Source organism: Frigoribacterium salinisoli (assembly GCF_054781095.1).
Map to the genome: position 1 here is coordinate 1,151,732 of NZ_BAAGVB010000001.1, position 19,757 is coordinate 1,171,488.

Below are 19,757 nucleotides of genomic sequence, written 5' to 3' on the forward strand. Positions count from 1 at the left end.
GGCGGGAGGACCGCCCCGTGCTCGACCTGGTCCGCCGAGACGCACGGAGGCCCCTCCTGGTGGCGCGGAGCCCACCCGCCGGAACGGCACGTCGGGCGAGGATCACCCCCGGGTGAGCAGCACGCCGAGCGCAGCCGCCCGAGTCGTGCTCGGTTCATCCCCCGCGACCGAGCACCGAACGATAGCGTTCTCCGTGACCGGAGACCCGATTCCGGCCGCCCGCTGCCGTGCGACCACGTGGTGACGTGCGCCCTCTCCCCACAGGAAGAACCCCCGTGACCACTCGCCACACCTGGCGACGCGCCCTCGCCGTCCCGGCCGCGCTGTCCCTCGCTCTCGGAGGCGCGCTGTTCGGCGCGACCGCCGCCTCCGCCGCTCCCGGCGACCTGCAGGTGACCAGTCCCGCCCAGGGCCAGGTCTTCGACACCCTCGACATCGACGTCGTCGGCACCGCTCCCGAGGGCACGGTCGTCTCTGTGTTCGACGAGCCCTTCGGCCTCGTCGCCCAGGAGACGGTCGACGCCACCGGCACCTTCTCGACCCCCCTGTCGTTCGCTCCCGAGAGCGCCCCGGACCAGACGCTCGTGATCACGAGCACCCTGGCGGGTGCCACGGTCGTCGACGAGACCATCACGCGCGACTTCGTCATCCCGGGCGTGCCCGTCGACCCCACGGTGGAGTTCGACGTCACGGAGCCCGCCCCCGGCACCCCCCTCGAGAGCCGTACGGTCACCTTCTCCGGGACCGGCACCGACGACTCGACGGTCACCGCGACCGACGCCGACGACGCCGTGCTCGCCGACCCCGCGATCGTCACGGACGGCGTGTGGACCCTCGAGGTCGTCTTCGCCGAGGACGCCCCGGTCGGACAGACCGTGACCTTCACGCAGCTGACCGACGGCGTCGAGTCCGGCGTCGTCGAGGTCACGCTCGAGCTCCCGGCCGCGACGCCCGCGCCGGCCCCCGAGCCCGAGCCCACCCCGCAGCCCGAGCCGATCCCGGCCCCCGAGCCCGTCACCGCCCCCGCGACCCCCGTCATCACCGCGCCGGTGCAGGACGAGACCGTCGTCGGCGACCGCGTGACGTTCCAGGGCACCGGCACCCCCGGCTCCGACATCGGCCTCTTCGCCGTGCCGACGGCGGACCTCGCCGAGCTCGAGGCCCAGGTCGAGGAGGCCCTCGCCGCCCTCGAGCCGCAGCTGGGCACCTTCGCCCAGCCCAGCCCCCAGCCGGAGCCGGTCGACCCCACCGACCGCATCGTCGTCGGTGACGACGGCACCTGGAGCGTCACGCTCGAGCAGGTCCCCGGCGAATACACGGTCGTCGCCTTCGCCGCCCTCTTCGAGGACGGCACCATCGTGACCGACCCGACCACGGGCCTGCCCGTCGTCTCCGGCCTCTCGACCCCGGTCGAGTACAGCCTGGTCACCGCCGTCGTCCCCGCCGCCACGACCCCCGTCGCCGTGGTCCCCGCGGACTCGGCCCTGGCCTACACCGGCTCCGAGACGTCAGGAGTCGCGCTCGGCCTGGCCGGTGCCCTCACCCTGGCCGGCGTCGTGTTGACGCTCGTCGCCCGCCGCCGTCGTGCCCTCGAGGCCGTCGCCGCCGAGTAGCACCCCGCACACGACGAAGCCCCCTGCACCGGAAGGTGCAGGGGGCTTGGTCGCTCCCCCGGCGGACCAGAGGGAGCACAATGCGTGACGACGACCGCGATGGTGGAGATGGGGGGAATCGAACCCCCGTCCAACGCTGGGATTGCACGTCTTCTACGGGCGTAGCCAGTTGAGGCGTTCTGCTCGGCTCCGACCTTTGCTACTGGCATCTAGGTCGACGAGCCCAGCCCGAGTTCAAGTCCCGCGTGGCCCTCAGGCACGACCACGCAGCAAGCCCTCTAGATGACGTCAGGCACTGGTTAGAAGGCGGTCACCAGACTGACGGACTTCATGTGGCTCTACTGCTTACGCAGCGAGAGCGAAGTCAGTGCGCTTGTTATTGGCACTTATTGTTTTTCACGGATCGTTCACGAGATGACCGTGAATCCTCGGCCCGCTTCTCGTTCGCACCCAGGCGATGTCGAAACCGATCATCCCCGTGGAGGGGCCGTCGTCACGCACTGTGGAGTTGTGGAGCTGCTGCCGCACCATCTCTGATGCGGTGTTCCAGTCTAGGCCGGTCGCGCCTCCTGCGCCACCCCGACCGAGGGCTACTCGCCCAGGTTCTTGCGCGCGCTCATGGCCGCCTCGGCCTCGCGCGTCGCCGTGCGCTCGCGGAGGGTCTGGCGCTTGTCGTACTCGCGCTTGCCCTTCGCGACCGCGATCTCGACCTTCGCCCGACCGTCGCTGAAGTAGAGCTTGAGCGGCACCAGCGTGAAGCCGCCCTCCTTCGTCTTCTGCCCCATCTTGACGATCTCGTGCTTGTGCAGCAGCAGCTTGCGCTTGCGCCGGGGCGCGTGGTTGTTCCACGTGCCCTCGGTGTACTCGGGGATGTGCACGGCGTCGAGCCAGGCCTCTCCCCCGTCGACGAAGGCGTAGCCGTCGACGAGCGACGCGCGCCCCTGCCGCAGCGACTTCACCTCGGTGCCGCTGAGCACGATGCCCGCCTCGTACGTGTCGTCGATCGTGTAGTCGTGGCGCGCACGGCGGTTCGTGGCCACGACCTTCTCACCGCGTTCCTTGGCCACGCGTGCCTCCTGGGTCTGGTCGTCCTGTCGTCGGGGTCGTCGGAGCCCGGACGAGCTGCCCGCTCGCGCAGACAGCTCATCAGGCTACACCCGGAAGGGGCCGCTCAGACCTTGAGGTAGCGGCGGATCGCGACGTTCGCCGAGAGAGCGGCCAGGAGGCTGCCCACGAGCACCACCAGCGGCACCACCAGCGCCGCCTCGTCGAGGCCGATGAACGACGTCCCGGTGAAGTTCTGCACCAGGTAGCCCCTCACGAAGAAGTGCACCACGGCCACGATCGCGCCACCGGCCAGGATCGACCCCACGAGCGCGGCGATCACGCCCTCGAGGATGAACGGCGTCTGGATGAACCTGTTCGACGCGCCCACCAGGCGCATGATGCCCAGCTCGCGTCGTCGGCTGAACGCCGAGAGGCGGATCGTCGTCGCGATCAGCAGCACCGCGGCGATGAGCATGAGCACCGCGATGCCGATGGCCGTGTAGCTCGCCGCGTTGAGCAGGTTGAAGATCGGATCGAGGTAGCCGCGCTGGTCGACCACGCTCTGCACGCCGGCCAGGCTCGACAGGCTCTCCTGCAGCACCTCGGCCTGCGTCGGGTCCTTGAGGTTCACCCAGAAGGTCTCGTTGAGGTAGGAGGGCTGCACGAACTCCGTCGCCGGGCTGTCGGCGAACTGCTCCTGGAACCGCTCGTACGCGTCGTCCTGCGACTCGAAGTAGTCGCGATCGACGTACGGCGACAGCACCGGCGAGGCCAGCTGCTGTTCGACCGCGTCGATCTGGTCCTGCGTGGCCTTCGCGCCCGTGCAGTTGCCGGTCGTGTCGGTGTCGGTGCAGAGGTAGACGGCGACCTGCGCCTTGTCGTACCAGTAGCCCTTCATCTGGTTGATCTGCATCTGCAGCAGCGCGGCCGTGCCGACGAAGGTCAACGAGATGAACGTCACGAGGACGACCGAGACGACCATCGACGCGTTGCGCCGGAGGCCGCTGCCGACCTCGGAGAGGACGAGTCCGACCCTCATTCGTCCGCTCCCCTCAGGCTCAGGTCTTCGACCCCGATCGCCTGGATCGGCACCGCCTGCGTCTGGTAGCCGGCGCGACGCTCGTCGCGGAGGATGTTGCCCGCGCTGAGCTCGATCACGCGGCGCTGCATCTGGTCGACGATGCCGGCGTCGTGCGTGGCCATGATCACGGTCGTGCCGGAGGCGTTGATGCGCTCGAGCAGGGTCATGATGCCCGCGCTCGTCGAGGGGTCGAGGTTGCCCGTCGGCTCGTCGGCCAGGAGGATCGCCGGCTTGTTGACGATGGCGCGCGCGATCGCGACGCGCTGCTGCTCACCACCCGAGAGCTCGTGCGGCAGGCGGTGCTGCTTGCCGACCAGGCCCACCATCTTCAGGACGTCGGGCACGGCCTCCTGGATGAACCCCTTGCTCTTGCCGATCACCTGCAGGCTGAACGCCACGTTGTCGAACACGTTCTTCTGCGGCAGGAGGCGGAAGTCCTGGAACACGACGCCCAGGTTGCGCCGGAAGTACGGCACCTTGCGGCTCGACAGGGTGCCCAGGCGCTGACCCAGGACGTGGATCTGCCCCTTCGAGGGCTTCTCCTCCTTGAGGACGAGGCGCAGGAAGCTCGACTTGCCGGAGCCGCTCGCCCCGACGAGGAAGACGAACTCGCCCTTCAGGATCTCGAGGGTGACGGCGTTCAACGCCGGGCGTGGATTGCCCGAGTAGACCTTGGTGACTTCATCAAAACGGATCATGGCGGGCGTCAGCCTAAGTGGTCCTCGATGGGAGACCCGCCCACGACTCACCCGTGGACGGGTCCGAGACCTCCGGCGCCGGCGTCGCGGGCTCCGCCGGGGCGGACGGGTCCAAGACCTCCGGAGCCGGCGTCGCGGGCTCCGCCGGGACGGACGCGCGACGCTGGCGCGTCGCCTCTCAGGCGTCCGCCCGCTTGCGCCAGCGGATGCCCGCCGAGATGAACCCGTCGAGGTCGCCGTCGAACACCTGCGACGGGTTGCCCTGCTCGTGCTCGCTCCTCAGGTCTTTCACCATCTGGTACGGCGCCAGCACGTACGAGCGGATCTGGTCGCCCCAGCTCGCGGTGATGTTGCCCGCGAGCTCCTTCTTCTTGGCGTTCTCGGCCTCCTTCTGCAGCAGCAGGAGGCGCGACTGCAGCACGCGCATGGCGGCCGCGCGGTTCTGGATCTGGCTCTTCTCGTTCTGCATCGAGACGACCGTGCCGGTCGGGATGTGGGTCAGGCGCACCGCCGAGTCGGTCGTGTTGACCGACTGGCCGCCGGGGCCCGACGAGCGGAACACGTCGACGCGGATGTCGTTCTCGGGGATGTCGATCGACTCGGTCTCCTCCATGAGCGGGATGACCTCGACGGCCGCGAAGCTCGTCTGGCGCTTGCCCGCCGCACCGAAGGGGCTCATGCGGACCAGGCGGTGCGTGCCGGCCTCGACGCTCAGCGTGCCGAAGGCGTAGGGCGCGTCGACCTCGAACGTGGCGCTCTTGATGCCGGCCTCTTCGGCGTAGCTGGTGTCCATGACCGAGACGCCGTAGCCGTGCTTCTCGGCCCAGCGCAGGTACATGCGCAGCAGCATCTCGGCGAAGTCGGCGGCGTCGACGCCACCGGCCCCCGCACGGATCGTGATGACGGCCGGGCGCGGGTCGTACTCGCCGTCGAGCAGCGTCTGCACCTCGAGGGTGTCCATCATCGACTGCAGGGCGGCCAGCTCGGCGTGGGCCTCGTCGGCGCTCTCCTGGTCGTCGCCGTCGTTCGCCATCTCGATCAGGACCTCGAGGTCGTCGAGCCGCTGCTCGGTCGTCTCGAGCTTCTCGAGCTCGGACTGGCGGTGGCTCAGCGCGCTCGTCACCTTCTGCGCGTTCTCGGTGTCGTCCCACAGGTCGGGGGCCGACGCCTGCTCGCTCAGCTGCGCGATCTCGTCGCGCAGCCGCTCGACGCCGATCACCGCACGGATGTCGGAGAACGTGCTCCGGAGGGCGGCAATCTGCTCAGAGAGGTCCAACGCGATCATGGTGCCCCAGCCTAGTCGGCCGGGGTGGGCCTCCTGCCCTCTCAGGGTCGATCGGGTGGACTGCCGCCGGAGGGGCTCGCGACCGACCGCTCAGCGGCGGCGGACGCCCGCGTCGTGCAGCGCCAGGTCGGCGAGGGCCCGCACCGCGTCGGGATCGCCCCGGCGCCAGGCCGCGACCGGGTCGGCGGCGACCGCGCGCAGGAGTCGCGGCTCCTGCCCGGCGAGGGCCCGCAACGCGAGCAGGTCGTCGCCCCCGGCGCTCGCGGCCAACGCCCGCACGTCGCCCGCGCGCCGCACGAACGCGACCCGTCGGGCGACCCAGGTGCGCAGCACGACGAGGACCGGCAGCACCGCGATCGCCAACCCCGCCACGAGGGCGAGCTGTCCGACGAGCTCCTGCTGCTGGCGGCCCGCGTCGACGAGGGTCGCGCCCGCGCCGCTCGCCTCGGCGATCGGGGCGCTGGCCGCGTCGCCCACGAGCGGGAGGCCGCCGATCGCCTCGGCCGCGTCGCGCAGGGTGCCCTGCAGGCTGGCCCCGGCCCGCTCGACGGTGCGCCCCACCTCGGCGAGCGCCGAGATCGCGGCGGCGACCGTCACGCCGGCGACGATCGCGGCCACCACGACCACGAGCGAGACGACGTCGCCCAGCACCTGGCGGGCACGGGCGGAGGGCACGTCCGAGTAGAGCTGCATGCCCCCACCCTGCCCTGCCCGCGCGCCTCGTGCCTCCTGCCCCGCGCCCCCTGCCCTGCCCCCTGCCCTGCCCCGTGCCTCCTGCCCGTGCCCCATTCCTCCTCCGCTCATCGATGTGACCCGAACTGCGGCCTCCGGCGCCCCGAGCCAGCACCTCGGGTCACATCGATGCGTCGGGGCAGGAGGCGCCAGGTCCCGCCCGCCTCGCGGCACCCCGTCGCGGATCGGTGCGACTCGAACTGCTGCCCCGGGGCCACAAGAGCCGCCGACCGGGTCACATGGTCGGGTGACGTCCGGGTCGCGCGGGCCGGGCTGGACGTGCCGGCCGGGCGGACGGCGTCGCACGGGGCAGCAGTTCACCGAGGTGGTCGAGGAGGACTCGGTCGTACGGGGGCCGGAGGTCCTCGTCGCTCACGCGGAGGAGGTCCCAGCCCGCACGGGCGAACCTCGCGTAGCGCCGGAGGTCGCTCCGCCACCGGGCGCGGTCGGTCCGGTGGGCGTCGCCCTCGAACTCGAGGCCGAGCCGCAGGTCGGGCCAGCTGAGGTCGGGCCTGCCGAGGTAAGCCCCCGAGGGAGCCCTCTGGGGTGCGTTGATCTCGGGTTCGGGAAAGCCCGCACGGACGACGAGCAGCCGCAGCGCGGTCTCCCGCGGCGACAGCACGCCGGGGCGGACCTGCTCCAGCGCCGACTCGAGCAGGCGCACGCCGGGCCTCCCGCGCGCGGAGCGCACGGCCTCGTGCAGGGTCTCGAGACCGACCCCGGACGCTGCCGACCACGGGGACCACCGGCCCGCCAGCGCGTCACCGACCACGATCAGCTCGTCCAGCCGCAGCTCGCTGGCCGCCTGGACCCACGCCGGGACGGGCATCGCGACCCGCACGCCCTCGAGCGTCGTCCAGGGGCACCCTCCCCCGTAGCGGTGCCCGACGATGCCGGGCCGTCGCCGCTGACGGGTGCGGATGGACGCCACGTGGAGCGGCAGGGACTCGTGCTCGGCGCGGAGGGGCAACCCCCAGCACCAGAGTGCGCTGACGTGCGCGACGCACTCGTCGTCGCGGAGCAGGGGTGCGAAGTCGGCGGCGACCTGGAGCGCCGAGCGCGACGCTCGGTCGTCTCGTGCCCCGAGCCTCCTGACGCCGTGGTGGGGTCGCTCGAGGTCGGACGCCCGAAGTCGGGTCGGCGTGACGCCGAGCTCGGACGCGGCGTGGGTGGTGAAGGGCCGTCCGCGGAGGGAGGCCGGCAGGGGTCGTGGTCGCACGGTCCACGGTCGCCCGTAGAGCAGCTGCGGCGCGGGCCTCGGCGGCTCGATCGTGCCGTGCGAGCTGGTCCCCGCACCTGTGGAGGACCGCTCGCCGCGAGGGCGGCCTGCTGGCGCCCCCGGCCCGGCCCGGCCCAGCCCGGCCCAGCCCGGCCCGGCCGCCCACGATCGACGAACGAGGTGACCCGAACTGCTGCCTCCTGGCCCCGCAGGCGGCAGTTCGGGTCACATCGAGGGGCGGGCAGGAGCCACGGGTCCCGCCGGCCGGACGGCCCCCGGCAGGTCCGTGCACCCGACAGGTCCGGGCCCCCGGCAGGTCCGAGCCCCCGCTCACCCGGGCACCGCCGAACGATGTGACGCAAACTGCTGCCTCCTGGCCCTGCAGGCGGCAGTTCAGGTCACATCGACGCTCCCGCGGCCACGCGGGCGGGCGGGCGGGCGGGTGGGCGGCGGGCTGGCGGGCTGGCCCACGACCGACGGACGAGGTGACGCGAACTGCTGCCTCCTGGCCCCGTGGGCGGCAGTTCGGGTCACATCGATGCACCGAGGTGGGTGGCGGGTGGAGGGTGGAGGGTGGGGAAGGCTCAGCGGCGGCCGAGCGCGGGCGCGGCGGCCGCGTAGCCGGCACGGGTGGCACGGGCGACGGCCTCGGGCAGCGCGGCGAGGAACGCGTCCACGTCGTCGGTGGTCGTGCCGTGCCCGACGGTGACGCGGATCGCCCCGCGGGCCTCGGCCTCCTGCACCCCCATCGCGAGGAGCACGTGCGACGGCTCGGGCACGCCCGCCTGGCACGCGGACCCGGTCGAGACGCTGACGCCCGCCGCGTCGAGGAGGAACAACAGCGAGTCGCCCTCGCAGCCGGGGAACGTGAAATGGGCGTTGCCGGGCAACCGGTCGACGGGGTCGCCGCGGAGGACGGCCGTGGGCACGCCCTCCTGCACGCCCGCCACCACGCGGTCGCGCAGCTCGCGCAGGCGCCCGGGGTCGTGCGGCAGCTCGGCGGCGACGGCGAACGCGACGGCCGCGGGGGCGTCCTGGGTGCCCGAGCGCACCTGACGCTGCTGGCCGCCGCCGTGGATGAGCGGCACCACCGTGGCCGTGCGCGACAGCACGAGCGCGCCGATGCCGATCGGCCCGCCGACCTTGTGGGCGCTGACGCTCATGGCGGCGAGGCCCGACGCGGCGAAGTCGAGCGGCACCTGCCCGTAGGCGGCGACCGCGTCGGCGTGGACGGGGACGCCGGAGGCCCGGGCCAGGGCCACGACCTCGGCCACCGGCTGCAGGGTGCCCACCTCGTTGTTGGCCCAGAGCATCGTGACCAGCGCCACGTCGTCGTACCGGGCGAGCGCCTCGGCGAGCGCGTCGACGCGGACGCGCCCGAGCTCGTCGAGCGGGACCTCCTCGACGACGGCCCCCTCGGAGGCGGCGAGCCAGGCGACGGCGTCGACGGTGGCGTGGTGCTCGCCGGCGGGCACGAGCACGCGGGGCCGCGGCCGGTCGGCCTGGCGGGCCCAGAAGAGCCCCTTGACGGCCAGGTTGACCGACTCGGTGCCTCCCGAGGTGAGCACCACCTCGATCGGGTCGCAGCCGAGCGTGGTGGCGATGCGCTCTCGCGCGCCCTCGAGCACGCGCTTCGCCGCCTGCCCGGCACTGTGGATCGACGACGGGTTGCCGACCGTGCCGAGCGCCTCGGCGTAGGCGGCGATGGCCTCGGGGCGCATCGGCGTGGTGGCGGCGTGGTCGAGGTAGACGGTCACGGCGGCGCTCCTCTCGACCGGGCCGCGGCGCGACCATCCCACCATGGTAGGTCGGCGCACCGACGGCCCCGCCCGACGGCGCGGCTCGCTCCCCGGCCCGACCCTCCGGCGCTCCGGCGCCCCGGCGCCCTCCCCTATCGTGGGCGGGTGCTCGACAACGATCCCCTCGCCGACCTCGGCGCGCGACAGGGCCCCGACGGGACCACCGTCCGGGTCTGGTCGCGCTCCGCCACCCGCATGGAGCTCGTCGTCGGGGACGCCCCGCGCGACCGCGTCGTGCCCATGACCCGCGACGCGCACGACGTGTGGAGCGCCACCGACCGCGCTCTCGTGCCGGGCCGCCAGTACTGGCTGCGCGCGGACGGCGTGACGACGGGCGGCTCCGTCTTCGACCCCGAGCGGCCGCTGCTCGACCCGTACGGCCGCGGGCTCGGCCGCACCGGTCGCGGCGGCTGGCGCTCGACCATGATCGACGAGTCGTTCGACTGGGGCGGCGTGGCCAAGCCGCGCACCCCGCTCGACCGCACGGTCGTCTACGAGGCGCACGTGCGCGGCCTCACGCGCCTGGCGCCGTTCGTGCCCGACGACCTGCGCGGCAGCTACGCGGGCCTCGCCGCCGACGAGACCATCGCCTACCTCAAGGACCTCGGCGTCACGGCCGTGCAGCTGCTGCCGGTGCACGCGCACGTCGACGAGGAGCGCCTCGTCGCGCAGGGCATCGAGAACTACTGGGGCTACAACACGCTCTCGTTCTTCGCCCCGCACGCCGCCTACGCGAGCCGCGACGCGCAGCTGGCCGGGCAGAGCGCGGTGGTCCGCGAGTTCAAGGGCATGGTGCGCCTCCTGCACGAGGCCGGGCTCGAGGTCCTCCTCGACGTCGTCTACAACCACACGTCGGAGGAGGGCGAGGTCGGCGGGCCGGTGACGAGCCTCCGGGGCCTCGACGGCGCCGCCTACTACCGCCACGACCGCGAGGGCCGCCCGGTCGACGTGACCGGCTGCGGCAACTCGCTCGACACGTCGACGCCCGCGGCGCACCGCCTCGTGCTCGACTCGCTCCGCTACTGGTCGACCGAGATGCAGATCGACGGGTTCCGCTTCGACCTCGCGGCGACGCTCGGTCGCGACGCCCACCACGCGTTCGACCCGCACCACCCGCTGCTCGAGGCGATCACGGCCGATCCGGCGCTCGAGGGCGTGAAGCTCGTCGCCGAGCCCTGGGACGTCGGCCTGGGCGGCTGGCAGACCGGCCGCTTCGCGGAGGGCTGGTCGGAGTGGAACGACGGGTTCCGCGACCGCACCCGCGAGTTCTGGCTCACCGACGTCGCCGCGGCCCGTTCGCACGGCACCCCGGCGTCGGGCCTCGGCGCGTTCGCCTCGGGACTGGCGGGCTCGGCGCAGCTGTTCGGCGCGGAGCGCGGCCCCCTGGCGGGCGTCAACTTCGTCACGGCGCACGACGGCTTCACGCTGCACGACCTCGTGTCGTACGACGGCAAGCACAACCTCAGCAACGGCGAGCAGAACCGCGACGGCACCGACGACAACCGCTCCTTCAACCACGGCGTCGAGGGCCCGACCGACAACCCGTGGATCCTCGACGCGCGCCACCGCTCGATGCGCAACCTGCTGGCGACGCTGCTCGCCTCGCCGGGCGTGCCCATGCTCACGGCCGGCGACGAGCGCGGCCGCACGCAGCGCGGCAACAACAACGCGTACTGCACCGACAGCGAGCTCACCTGGGTCGACTGGTCGACGGACCCCTGGCAGGAGGCCCTCACCGACACGGTCCGGACCCTCACGCGCCTGCGCCGCGAGCACCCGGCCCTGCGCCCCACGCGCTTCGGCGTCGAGGGAGCCTGCACGCCGGGCGCCGACGACCTGTCGTGGCACGCGGCCTCGGGCGACGCGATGCGGCCGGCCGACTGGGAGGACCCGGCCACGCGCACCGTGCAGCTGGTGGCCGCCTCCACCCCTGGCGGCCCCGCGGGCGGCGAGCAGGACACGGTGCTGCTGCTCGTGCACGGCGCCGAGACGAGCGCGAGCGTGCGGCTGCCGGCCCGCGAGGGCGTCTCGCGCTGGCTGCCGCTCTGGTCGAGCGACGACGCGGCCGTGCTGACCTCGCTCGCCCCGGGCGACGCCGTCCTCGTCTCGGGACCGACGGTGGTGCTCTGGGAGGCCTCGTGACGCGCGCCGGCAGGAGGCCCGACCCCGGCCCCGCCACGCCGGCGACGACCGCGCTCCACGCCGCGGGCGTCCCGTTCACCGCGCACGTCTACGAGCACCACGACACGGCGACGAACTTCGGCGAGGAGGCCGCGGCCGAGCTCGGGCTGACGGAGGACCGCGTCTTCAAGACGCTCGTCGTCGAGACCGACCAGGGGCTCGCGGTGGGCGTCGTCCCGGTCTCGGCCCGGCTCGACACGAAGGCCCTGGCCCGGGCGGTCGGAGCGAAGCGCGGCAGCCTGGCCGACCCGGCCCTCGCCGAACGGCGGACCGGCTACGTCGTGGGCGGCATCAGTCCGCTCGGGCAGCGCACGGCGCTGCCGACGGTGCTCGACGCGTCGGCGTCGACGTTCGCCACGATCTTCGTCAGCGGCGGGCGCCGCGGCTTCGACGTGGAGCTCGCGCCCGACGACCTGCTCCGCGTGACCGGCGGCTCGCTGGCCGCGATCGCGAAGCCCTGACGCGCCTCCTGCGTCGTCGCCGCGGAGGTGCGGGCTCGGGCGCGGGCGGGCGGTGTCAGCCGCCGAGCAGGAGCTTGAGCCCGAGCGTGAGCATGACGACGGCGACGAACGCGTCGAGCACCCGCCAGGCGCCGGGCTTCGCGAAGAGCGGGCGCAGGAGGCGCGCGCCGAAGCCGACCGCCGAGAACCAGGTGATGCTGGCCAGCACGGCGCCGAGCACCCACCACCAGCGGTCGTCGGGGCCCTGCTGGTTGCCGATCGAGCCGAGCAGCACGACGGTGTCGAGGTACGCGTGCGGGTTGAGCCACGTGAACGCGGCCACGGTGAGCAGCGCGGCGCGCGTGGTGAGGCCGGTGGCGGTGCCGGAGGCGCGGGGGCGCGGACGAGGACGCTCCAGGGTGACGGTGCCCGTGGTCGGCGCGGTCGTGCCGCCCGCGGTCCCGGGCTCGACGACGAGCGAGCCGGGGGACGCCTCGACGGCGCGGCCGGCCTCGGCGGCGAGGGCCGTGCCGGTCGCGAGGTCGCTGGCCGGGGCGGTCCCGTCGGCACCGAGCGGCTCGACGTCGGCGGGCTCGAGGCCGGAGGTGCGCGGCCGGATCGCGCGCTTCGCCGCGAAGACGGCGTAGGCGAGCAGGAACGCCGCTCCCCCGAGCCGCATGACGTGCAGGGCCCCGGGCGCGATGTCGAGCAGGGCGCCCACGCCGAGCACGCCGAGCGTGATGAGCACGGCGTCGGAGACGGCGCAGAAGATGACGACCGGCACGACGACGCTGCGTCGCCCCTCGATGCCGACGCGCAGCAGGAAGGCGTTCTGGGCGCCGATGGCGACGATGAGCGCGATGCTGTTGCCGAAGCCGAGCAGCAGGGGGCCGAGCAGGGTGGAGAAGGTCACCCGGCGACGTTACGACTGCGTACGCATGTAGTCCAGCTCATGTTCGTGATGCCCGATAAGCTGTACTGATGGCCTTCCAGTTCGACCAGTTGCGCACCCTGGTGGCCCTCGTGGACGAGGGCACCTTCGAGGCGGCCGCCCGACGCCTGCACCTCACCCAGTCGGCGGTGTCGCAGCGCGTCAAGGCGATGGAGCACGAGGCCGGGTCGGTCCTCGTGCGCCGCACGACGCCCGTGACCACGACCGTCGCGGGCGACGTCCTGCTGCGCTACGCCCGACAGGTCGAGCTGCTCGACGCCGACGCGGCACGGGCGCTCGCGGGCGACGCGGCAGGAGGCGCGACGACGGTCCCCCTCGCGGTGAACGCCGACACCTTGGCCACCTGGTTCCTGCCGGCGGTCGCCGAGGTGGTCGTCGAGCTCGGCGTCGCCCTCGACGTGCGCCGCGAGGACCAGGACCACACCACGCGCCTCCTGCGCGACGGCACCGTGCTCGCGGCCGTGACCAGCACCGCGGAGCCCGTGCAGGGCTGCACGTCGACGCCGCTCGGCGTCTCGCGCTACCTCGCGGTCGCGAGCCCCGCCTTCCGCGACCGCCACCTCGCCGGGCTCGACCTCGAGGCCCTCGCCCGGGCGCCGCGCCTCGACTTCGACCGGCAGGACGAGCTGCAGCGCGGGTTCGTCCGCGACGTCGTGGGCGCCGACGACACCGCACCGCGCCACTTCGTGCCGACCTCGTCCGACTTCGCGCGCAGCGTCGAGCTCGGCCTCGGCTGGGGCCTGCTGCCCGAGGACCAGTGCCTCGAGCAGCTCGCCTCCGGTCAGCTCGTCGACGTCGCGCCCGGCCGCTGGGTCGACGTCGCCCTGTGGTGGCAGCGCTGGAACCTCGCCTCGCCGCTGCTGGACCGGCTCAGCGAGGCCGTCCTGGCCGGGGCGTGGTCGCACCTGCGGCCGGTGACGCGGTGACGGGCCAGGCCGCCGTGGCGCTCGGCGCGGCGCTGCTCGTGCTGAACCTCGCGACGGTCGTCGCCTACGCCGTCGACAAGCGGGCGGCACGCCGCGCGGGTCGGCGCGTGCCCGAGCGCACGCTGCTGACGCTCGGACTGCTCGGCGGCTGGCCCGGTGCGCAGGTGGCACGGCACGCCCTCCGGCACAAGACGCGCAAGGCCTCGTTCCGGAGGGCGCACCGCGCGACCGTCGTGGTCAACGTGGTGGTCGTCGCGGGGCTGGTCGCCCTCGCGCTGGCGGTCGGCCGCTGACTCAGCGGCGGCCCATGCCCCGGTACACCCAGCCGGCGGCGCGCCACGTCGCGGAGTCGAGCACGTTGCGGCCGTCCACGACGATGCGGCTGTCGACGTGCTCGGCCAGCTGGGCCGGGTCGAGCTCGCGGTACTCCGACCACTCGGTGAGCAGCACGACGACCTCGGCACCCGCGACCGCGGCGGTGACGTCCTCGGCGTAGTTCAGCTGCGGGTGGCGGGCACGGGCGTTCTCGATCGCCTCGGGGTCGGTGGCCACGACGTCGGCGCCGAGGCCGTGCAGCTGCACGGCGACGTCGAGGGCGGGCGAGTCGCGCACGTCGTCCGAGTCGGGCTTGAAGGCGAGGCCGAGCACGGCGACGCGGCGCTGGTGCACCGAACCGCCGAGCAGGCCGACGATGAGCTCGACGACGCGCTGGCGGCGACGGAGGTTGACGGCGTCGACCTCGCGCAGGAACGCGAGCGACTCCCCCAGGCCCAGCTCTTCCGCGCGGGCGCCGAAGGCACGGATGTCCTTCGGCAGGCAACCACCGCCGAAGCCGACGCCGGCGTTGAGGAACCGTCGGCCGATGCGGGCGTCGTGCCCGATGGCGTCGGCGAGGTCGGTGACGTTCGCCCCGGTGACGTCGGCGATCTCGGAGACGGCGTTGATGAAGGAGATCTTGGTGGCGAGGAACGCGTTGGCCGACACCTTGACGAGCTCGGCGGTCGCGTAGTCGGTGGCCACGAGCGGGGTGCCCGCGGCGAGCGCCGTGGCGTACACCTCGTCGAGCGCCGCGCGGGCCGCGGTCGACGCCTCGTCGCCGCGGGGCAGGCCGTAGACGAGGCGGTCGGGCGAGATGGTGTCCTTCACGGCGAAGCCCTCGCGGAGGAACTCGGGGTTCCAGGCGAGGTCGGCACCGGGCACGGCCGCGCGGACGACCGCGGCCAGGCGCTCCGCGGTGCCGACGGGCACGGTGGACTTGCCGACGACGAGGTCGCCCGGCTTGAGGATCGGCAGCAGCGCGTCGACGGCCGCGTCGACGTAGGTGAGGTCCGCGCTCTGCGAGCCGGGCTTCTGGGGCGTGCCGACGGCGATGAAGTGCACGGTCGCGTCGGCGGCCGCGGTGACGTCGGTGCTGAACGCCAGGCGGCCCGAGGCGGTGGCCGAGGTGAGGATCTCGGGCAGGCCGGGCTCGAAGAAGGGAGCCCGACCGGCGGCCAGCGCCTCGATCTTGCGCTCGTCGACGTCGATGCCGACGACCTCGTGACCGAGCTCGGCCATGGCGGCGGCGTGCACCGCACCGAGGTATCCACAACCGATGACGGACAGCTTCACGGGGACTCCAGGGTGCTCGGGGACGGGTCGACGCCAGGTGACGGACCCGTCACTTTCTACCACAGGACTCGGGGTGGATCTGGAGTGTCAGACGTCACCGGGGCGGGCGGCGTCGTCACCCGTGCGGGCTCCGCCACGACGCGGGGCCGGGGCCTCCGGCGCGGTCGTGCCGCTCCTCCTGCGACCGTGACGGGCCCCGCGCCGACGCGCGTGACGGGCCTCGAGCAGACCCGAGACGACCATGTGGCCCGCGTAGGCGAGCAGGCCCGCGGCGAGCAGCGGCACGATCCACGACCGCGCCTCGCCGGTCACGGCCTGGGCCACCCAGCCCACGAGCGGCACCGAGTACCAGAGGACCCCGCGCACCTGCTCCGGCCGGACCGCCTCGGCGTCGGGCTCGTCGTTGGCGTCGCCCTGCAGCACGAAGCGCAGGTCGCCGTCGGCGGCGGACCGGATGCCCGTGACGCGGTGCGTGACCACCTCCGGCCGCCCGGAGGCGATCTGGTAGGTCACGACGTCGCCGACCTGCACCTGGTCGACGGGCGTCGGGCGCACGACGAGCAGCGTGCCCGGGGGCAGGCCCGGCTCCATCGACCCGGTGAGCACGGTCAACGGCGTGGACCCTGTGGCCTTCGGCAGCACGATCAGCAGCACCGCGAGCGCGGCGACGATCACCAGCAGGCCCGCGCTGAGCCCGAGGCCGAGGGCGCGCAGGAGGCCGTGGTCGCGCCGGGCACGCCGCCTCGCGCCGCTCACGGGGTCGGCCCCGCGTCGACGGCACCGGGGCCGCCGGCCAGGCCCGGGCCGGGAGCAGTGGGCTCGGCCGCGGCAGCGTCGCCCTCGTCGCGGCGTCGCCGCAGCACGGCCACCGCACCGCCGACGAGCACGGCGACGAGGGCCGCCGCGACGGGCAGCCACGCGCCCCGCAGCGGCACCGGCACGAACGGCGCCACGAAGGAGAAGGGACGCGGTGGGCCCACGCCGGCCGTGCGGAGGTCACCGCCGCCGGTGGGGACGAGGACGGCCTCGTCGTGCGCCACGGGCGGGTCCGCGGGATCGGTGCCGAGGTCGGACGAGCCGTCGGCCGGAGGGGCGCCGCGGTCGGGGCCCGAGCCGTCCGCCGCGCCGCCGGCACCTCCGGACCCCGCCGTGAGCTCGCCCCCCGTGCCCCCGCTCCCGGGCCGTACGGGGCCGGAGGCGCCGGGCCCGACCGCGGGCACGGTCCCGACCGCCTCGTCGTCTGGGGTCGCGCATCCTGCCGCCGGGGGCGCTTCGGCGACCACGCCCGTGAGCGTGACGAGCACCGTGAAGTCGACGGCCTGGCCCGCGGAGCCCTCGGTCGCGCGCTCGTCGAGCGCGAGCCCCACGTCGAGCAGCACCGCGTCGCCGCCGCCGAGCACCGTGGCCGTCGTCGACCCGGTGCAGGTGCCGTCGCCGAGCGCGACGGTGGTCGTGCCCCCGAGCGTCTCGAGCGGGGTCGTCGAGACGCTGAGCCACCGGGTGAGGGCCGGCGACGACGAGCGCACGTCGGCCACCGAGGTGCGCAGCACGGCGGGCACGTCGGACAGGTTCTTGACCCAGAAGGACTCGGTCGCCGAGCCGCCGGGCACGAGCAGCAGGCGGTCGCCGAAGAGGCTGCTCGACAGGTGGCGCTCCCACACGGCGCCGTCGTCGCTGAGCATGAGCCGCGGCACGGCGGCGGCCGGAGCCGCCGCCGCCGCGGGCAGGGCAGGAGCCCCGGCGAGCGCGGGGAGCGCCACCGCCAGCGCGGCGACCGCAGCGGGGACCCGGGTCAGCCGCACTGGATGTTCCTGAGGCCGTTGGCGTCGTAGACCGGGACGAGCGTGCCCTGCGCCGCGACCGCGCCGGGGACGTCGCCGGTCATCACGCGGATGTCGACGCGGATGCGGTCGTCGCCGAACGGGACGGCCGGCAGGTCGTCCCGGGTGAAGGCGAACTCGGGGTAGTCGCCCGTGTTGAGCTGCGTGCCGACGCGCCGATCGCCGACGTAGGGCGCGTACCAGGTGTCGCGGGGCCGCGGGCTCGGGTCGAAGCGGAGGCGCGCGTAGTAGACGTCGTTCGCGATGCAGGTCGCCGTGACGACGGGGACCGGCCAGCTCGTCGGCGAGTGCTGGTAGAGGTCGCGGATCTCGCTGAGGGCGGTCCACGACCCGCCGCTCGTGACGCTGAGCGACAGGATCGGGTTGACCCTCGCGGCGGCCGGCGCGGCCGAGGTCGCCACGGTCCGCACGCACCACTCCGCCGTGGACCCGGCGCCGAGGCGACCCGTCGGGGTGGGAGCGGCGGCCCAGGTGCCGACGAGGGCCCCGGTCGGCGCGACGTCGCACGTGGTGCCCGTCTTGGCCCACATCCGCACGTCGATCGCGGCCGCCAGCTGCCGCGACTGCTCCGAGCTGCCCGAGGGCAGGCTCGTCGAGAGGGTCCAGTCCGCGGGCACGGTCCCGGTGTTGCGGGCGACGAAGCTCGTCGTGAGCGCGGCACCGCGATCGGTGAAGGTCGTCACGCGCGGCGTGGCACCGGTCAGCGAGGTGCTCGTCTTGCCGAGGGTGACCTGCACGCGCTGGGTCGCGGTGGCGCTCCAGAGCGCCCAGCCGGTGCCCGTTCCGGCACCGGTCACGGCGACCACGAGGGCGACGACCGTCGCGACGCGGACCAGCAGGGGCGAGGGGCCCCCGCGGGCGGCGCGGCGGGTCACGACCGCACCTGCGTCCCGGCGACCGTGAGCGTGAGGCCGTCGACGGCTCCCTGCACGATCGTGGGGGCGTCGGCGTCGAGGAGGACCTCCACGCAGTACGGTCGCGACGCGCCCTGGGCCAGGACGTCGCCCGTGGGCGTCGGCGTGGCCCAGGCCCGGAGGTACTGGGTGAGCCCGCCGAGCCCGGCACGGCAGTCCGCGACGCGGTCCACGGGGGTGATGCGCAGGCGCAGCTCGTCGAGCGAGGCCCCCGAGGAGCGGTCGGGGCCCGCGTCCCACGCCGCGCTGAGGTCGGTGGCGGCGCCGCTCAGCGCCAGGGGCACCGTGCCCTCGTTGCGCAGCAGGACGCTCGTCACGACCGACGAGCCGGGCACGAGCCCCTGGAGGTCGACGGGCCCGGTCGCCGTGACGACGAGCTGCGCCGACCCCGACCGCACGGTCCCGGCCGCGGCGGTCGTGCTGGAGGACAGGAGGGCGTAGGTGCCCCCGGTCGCGAGGGCCCCGGCGAGGACGGCCGCGGCGAGGAGCGCGATCGCGGACCCGAGCCTCCTGGACGCACCGACGGCCGCCGCGCGGTGGCGGGCGGTGTCGTGTCGTTCCGTCATGGCGTCCTCGTGGTCGTCGAGAGCGGGTCGGGAGGGGGTGCGGCCCCGCCCGGACCGGGCCGCGTCGGGTGCGGTCCGGGCCGGGCGGTGGTCGGGGTCAGCTGCCGGTGACGGGCAGCTGCGTCAGCGTGAAGGTCAGCTTCGAGAGGTCGAGCGTCCCGTTCTGGGCGGCGGTGCCGGTGGTGGCGGCGGGCAGCTCGATCGTGTAGGTCGCGACGACCGCGGAGGGGTCGGTGCCCGTCGAGGTCACCGTGTAGGCCTCTCCGGCCTTCGTGAACCCGCTCGGCAGGGCCGCCCCGCCCTGGCCCGTGAGGGCGAAGGACTTCACGAGCTGGGCACCGAGCCCCGAGTCGGAACCGGGCAGCGAGGCGGCGAGCGTCGCACGGAGGTTCGTGCCGGTCGCCGTCACCGTCAGGGGCTGGCTGAACTGCAGCTTCGAGCCCGGGACCATGCGGTAGTCGGCGATGTTCGCGACGGTGGTCGGCGTGCTGGTGGAGAGGTCGGTCCAGGTGCCCGCCGTCGTGGCCTTCTCGAGCTTGAGCTGGCCGGACTGGACGACGCCGGCGCTCGCCGTGGCGCTCGCGTTCCAGAGGGCGAAGGTGGACGCGCCACCGAGGAGGAGGGCGATGCCGGCGGCGCCGGCGACGGCACCCTTGACGAGCTTGTTCATCGGGTCTTCCGTTCTGCGCTGCGGAGCGCTGGGTCGACGAGACGGCGCACGTCCGGTCAGGTCCGGTCGCGCGGGGAGCCCCTCGTCGGAGCGGGTCGAGTGGTCGGGTGACGATCGACGACAGGGAGCGGCACCGGGCCCGCGGTCGGGGACCGGGGTGGGCAGGCCGTCCTGCTCGTCCG

The 19,757-nt window shown here is 74.1% G+C and carries 19 protein-coding genes and 1 other RNA gene; 5 read left to right on the forward strand and 15 right to left on the reverse strand.

Annotated features, from left to right (window positions below; all coding sequences use genetic code 11):
- The first annotated feature begins 275 nt into the window (after positions 1-275).
- Positions 276-1,613, forward strand: coding sequence for an LPXTG cell wall anchor domain-containing protein (locus ACYVHQ_RS05405; protein WP_460511114.1), 1,338 nt, complete (start codon positions 276-278; stop codon positions 1,611-1,613).
- A gap of 100 nt (positions 1,614-1,713) precedes the next feature.
- On the opposite strand, the gene ssrA is transcribed toward ACYVHQ_RS05405, so the two are convergent.
- From ssrA to ACYVHQ_RS05445, 8 genes are all read right to left on the reverse strand, one after another.
- Positions 1,714-2,091, reverse strand: a transfer-messenger RNA (tmRNA) gene (gene ssrA, locus ACYVHQ_RS05410).
- Positions 2,092-2,203: 112 nt separating this feature from the next.
- Entirely contained in the window at positions 2,204-2,680 is a 477-nt protein-coding gene (gene smpB / locus ACYVHQ_RS05415; RefSeq protein WP_460511115.1) for an SsrA-binding protein SmpB, read from the reverse strand.
- A 104-nt stretch (positions 2,681-2,784) separates the two neighbouring features.
- Positions 2,785-3,699, reverse strand: coding sequence for a permease-like cell division protein FtsX (ftsX, locus tag ACYVHQ_RS05420; RefSeq protein WP_460511116.1), 915 nt, complete (start codon positions 3,697-3,699; stop codon positions 2,785-2,787).
- Positions 3,696-4,439 carry a cell division ATP-binding protein FtsE gene (gene ftsE / locus ACYVHQ_RS05425; protein WP_460511117.1) on the reverse strand — a complete coding sequence of 248 codons (744 nt, stop codon included), beginning with the start codon at positions 4,437-4,439 and terminating at the stop codon, positions 3,696-3,698. Before ftsE ends, ftsX begins: the two co-directional genes overlap by 4 nt.
- A gap of 178 nt (positions 4,440-4,617) precedes the next feature.
- Positions 4,618-5,724, reverse strand: coding sequence for a peptide chain release factor 2 (gene prfB / locus ACYVHQ_RS05430; RefSeq protein WP_460511118.1), 1,107 nt, complete (start codon positions 5,722-5,724; stop codon positions 4,618-4,620).
- 90 nt (positions 5,725-5,814) lie between these two features.
- A complete protein-coding gene (locus ACYVHQ_RS05435; RefSeq protein ID WP_460511119.1) occupies positions 5,815-6,417 on the reverse strand; it encodes a hypothetical protein in 603 nt (200 codons plus the stop codon).
- A 274-nt stretch (positions 6,418-6,691) separates the two neighbouring features.
- Entirely contained in the window at positions 6,692-7,675 is a 984-nt protein-coding gene (locus ACYVHQ_RS05440) for a hypothetical protein (protein ID WP_460511120.1), read from the reverse strand.
- Between the two features lie 584 nt (positions 7,676-8,259).
- Entirely contained in the window at positions 8,260-9,432 is a 1,173-nt protein-coding gene (locus tag ACYVHQ_RS05445; RefSeq protein WP_460511121.1) for a cysteine desulfurase family protein, read from the reverse strand.
- A gap of 147 nt (positions 9,433-9,579) precedes the next feature.
- Between ACYVHQ_RS05445 and glgX the strand changes: the two genes are divergently transcribed.
- Both glgX and ybaK read left to right on the forward strand, forming a co-directional pair.
- Positions 9,580-11,616 carry a glycogen debranching protein GlgX gene (gene glgX, locus ACYVHQ_RS05450; protein ID WP_460511122.1) on the forward strand — a complete coding sequence of 679 codons (2,037 nt, stop codon included), beginning with the start codon at positions 9,580-9,582 and terminating at the stop codon, positions 11,614-11,616.
- Positions 11,613-12,116: a Cys-tRNA(Pro) deacylase gene (ybaK, locus tag ACYVHQ_RS05455; protein WP_460511123.1), complete on the forward strand. Its 504-nt coding sequence runs from the start codon at positions 11,613-11,615 to the stop codon at positions 12,114-12,116. The genes glgX and ybaK overlap by 4 nt, the downstream gene beginning before the upstream one ends.
- Positions 12,117-12,171: 55 nt before the next feature.
- On the opposite strand, the gene ACYVHQ_RS05460 is transcribed toward ybaK, so the two are convergent.
- A complete protein-coding gene (locus tag ACYVHQ_RS05460; RefSeq protein WP_460511124.1) occupies positions 12,172-13,008 on the reverse strand; it encodes a LysE/ArgO family amino acid transporter in 837 nt (278 codons plus the stop codon).
- 68 nt (positions 13,009-13,076) lie between these two features.
- On the opposite strand from ACYVHQ_RS05460, the gene ACYVHQ_RS05465 reads away from it, so the two are divergent.
- Complete coding sequence (locus tag ACYVHQ_RS05465; protein WP_460511125.1) at positions 13,077-13,973, forward strand: LysR family transcriptional regulator ArgP; 897 nt, start codon at positions 13,077-13,079, stop codon at positions 13,971-13,973.
- On the forward strand, positions 13,970-14,266 hold the full coding sequence (locus ACYVHQ_RS05470; protein WP_460511126.1) for a DUF1294 domain-containing protein: 297 nt from the start codon (positions 13,970-13,972) through the stop codon (positions 14,264-14,266). Before ACYVHQ_RS05465 ends, ACYVHQ_RS05470 begins: the two co-directional genes overlap by 4 nt.
- Position 14,267: 1 nt before the next feature.
- Here the strand turns inward: ACYVHQ_RS05470 and ACYVHQ_RS05475 are convergent, their stop codons facing one another.
- The 6 genes from ACYVHQ_RS05475 to ACYVHQ_RS05500 form a co-directional block, all read right to left on the reverse strand.
- A complete protein-coding gene (locus ACYVHQ_RS05475) occupies positions 14,268-15,584 on the reverse strand; it encodes a UDP-glucose dehydrogenase family protein (protein WP_460511127.1) in 1,317 nt (438 codons plus the stop codon).
- Positions 15,585-15,671: 87 nt separating this feature from the next.
- Positions 15,672-16,340: a signal peptidase I gene (locus tag ACYVHQ_RS05480; RefSeq protein WP_460511128.1), complete on the reverse strand. Its 669-nt coding sequence runs from the start codon at positions 16,338-16,340 to the stop codon at positions 15,672-15,674.
- Positions 16,337-17,386: a hypothetical protein gene (locus ACYVHQ_RS05485; RefSeq protein ID WP_460511129.1), complete on the reverse strand. Its 1,050-nt coding sequence runs from the start codon at positions 17,384-17,386 to the stop codon at positions 16,337-16,339. Before ACYVHQ_RS05485 ends, ACYVHQ_RS05480 begins: the two co-directional genes overlap by 4 nt.
- The gene (locus ACYVHQ_RS05490; protein WP_460511131.1) at positions 17,377-18,300 is read right to left on the reverse strand and encodes a hypothetical protein; all 924 of its coding nucleotides are present in this window, start codon (positions 18,298-18,300) and stop codon (positions 17,377-17,379) included. Before ACYVHQ_RS05490 ends, ACYVHQ_RS05485 begins: the two co-directional genes overlap by 10 nt.
- A complete protein-coding gene (locus tag ACYVHQ_RS05495; RefSeq protein ID WP_460511132.1) occupies positions 18,297-18,905 on the reverse strand; it encodes a TasA family protein in 609 nt (202 codons plus the stop codon). Before ACYVHQ_RS05495 ends, ACYVHQ_RS05490 begins: the two co-directional genes overlap by 4 nt.
- Positions 18,906-19,002: 97 nt before the next feature.
- A complete protein-coding gene (locus tag ACYVHQ_RS05500; RefSeq protein WP_460511133.1) occupies positions 19,003-19,575 on the reverse strand; it encodes an alternate-type signal peptide domain-containing protein in 573 nt (190 codons plus the stop codon).
- Between the last annotated feature and the right edge of the window lie 182 nt (positions 19,576-19,757).

What these genes read in the sequence shown, in the direction of transcription:
- ftsX (WP_460511116.1), bottom strand. Translation starts at nt 3,699, where the DNA reads ATGAGGGTCGGACTCGTCCTCTCCGAGGTCGGCAGCGGCCTCCGGCGC.
- ftsE (WP_460511117.1), bottom strand. Translation starts at nt 4,439, where the DNA reads ATGATCCGTTTTGATGAAGTCACCAAGGTCTACTCGGGCAATCCACGC.
- prfB (WP_460511118.1), bottom strand. Translation starts at nt 5,724, where the DNA reads ATGATCGCGTTGGACCTCTCTGAGCAGATTGCCGCCCTCCGGAGCACG.
- ACYVHQ_RS05435 (WP_460511119.1), bottom strand. Translation starts at nt 6,417, where the DNA reads ATGCAGCTCTACTCGGACGTGCCCTCCGCCCGTGCCCGCCAGGTGCTG.
- ACYVHQ_RS05465 (WP_460511125.1), top strand. Translation starts at nt 13,077, where the DNA reads ATGGCCTTCCAGTTCGACCAGTTGCGCACCCTGGTGGCCCTCGTGGAC.
- ACYVHQ_RS05495 (WP_460511132.1), bottom strand. Translation starts at nt 18,905, where the DNA reads ATGACGGAACGACACGACACCGCCCGCCACCGCGCGGCGGCCGTCGGT.
- ACYVHQ_RS05500 (WP_460511133.1), bottom strand. Translation starts at nt 19,575, where the DNA reads ATGAACAAGCTCGTCAAGGGTGCCGTCGCCGGCGCCGCCGGCATCGCC.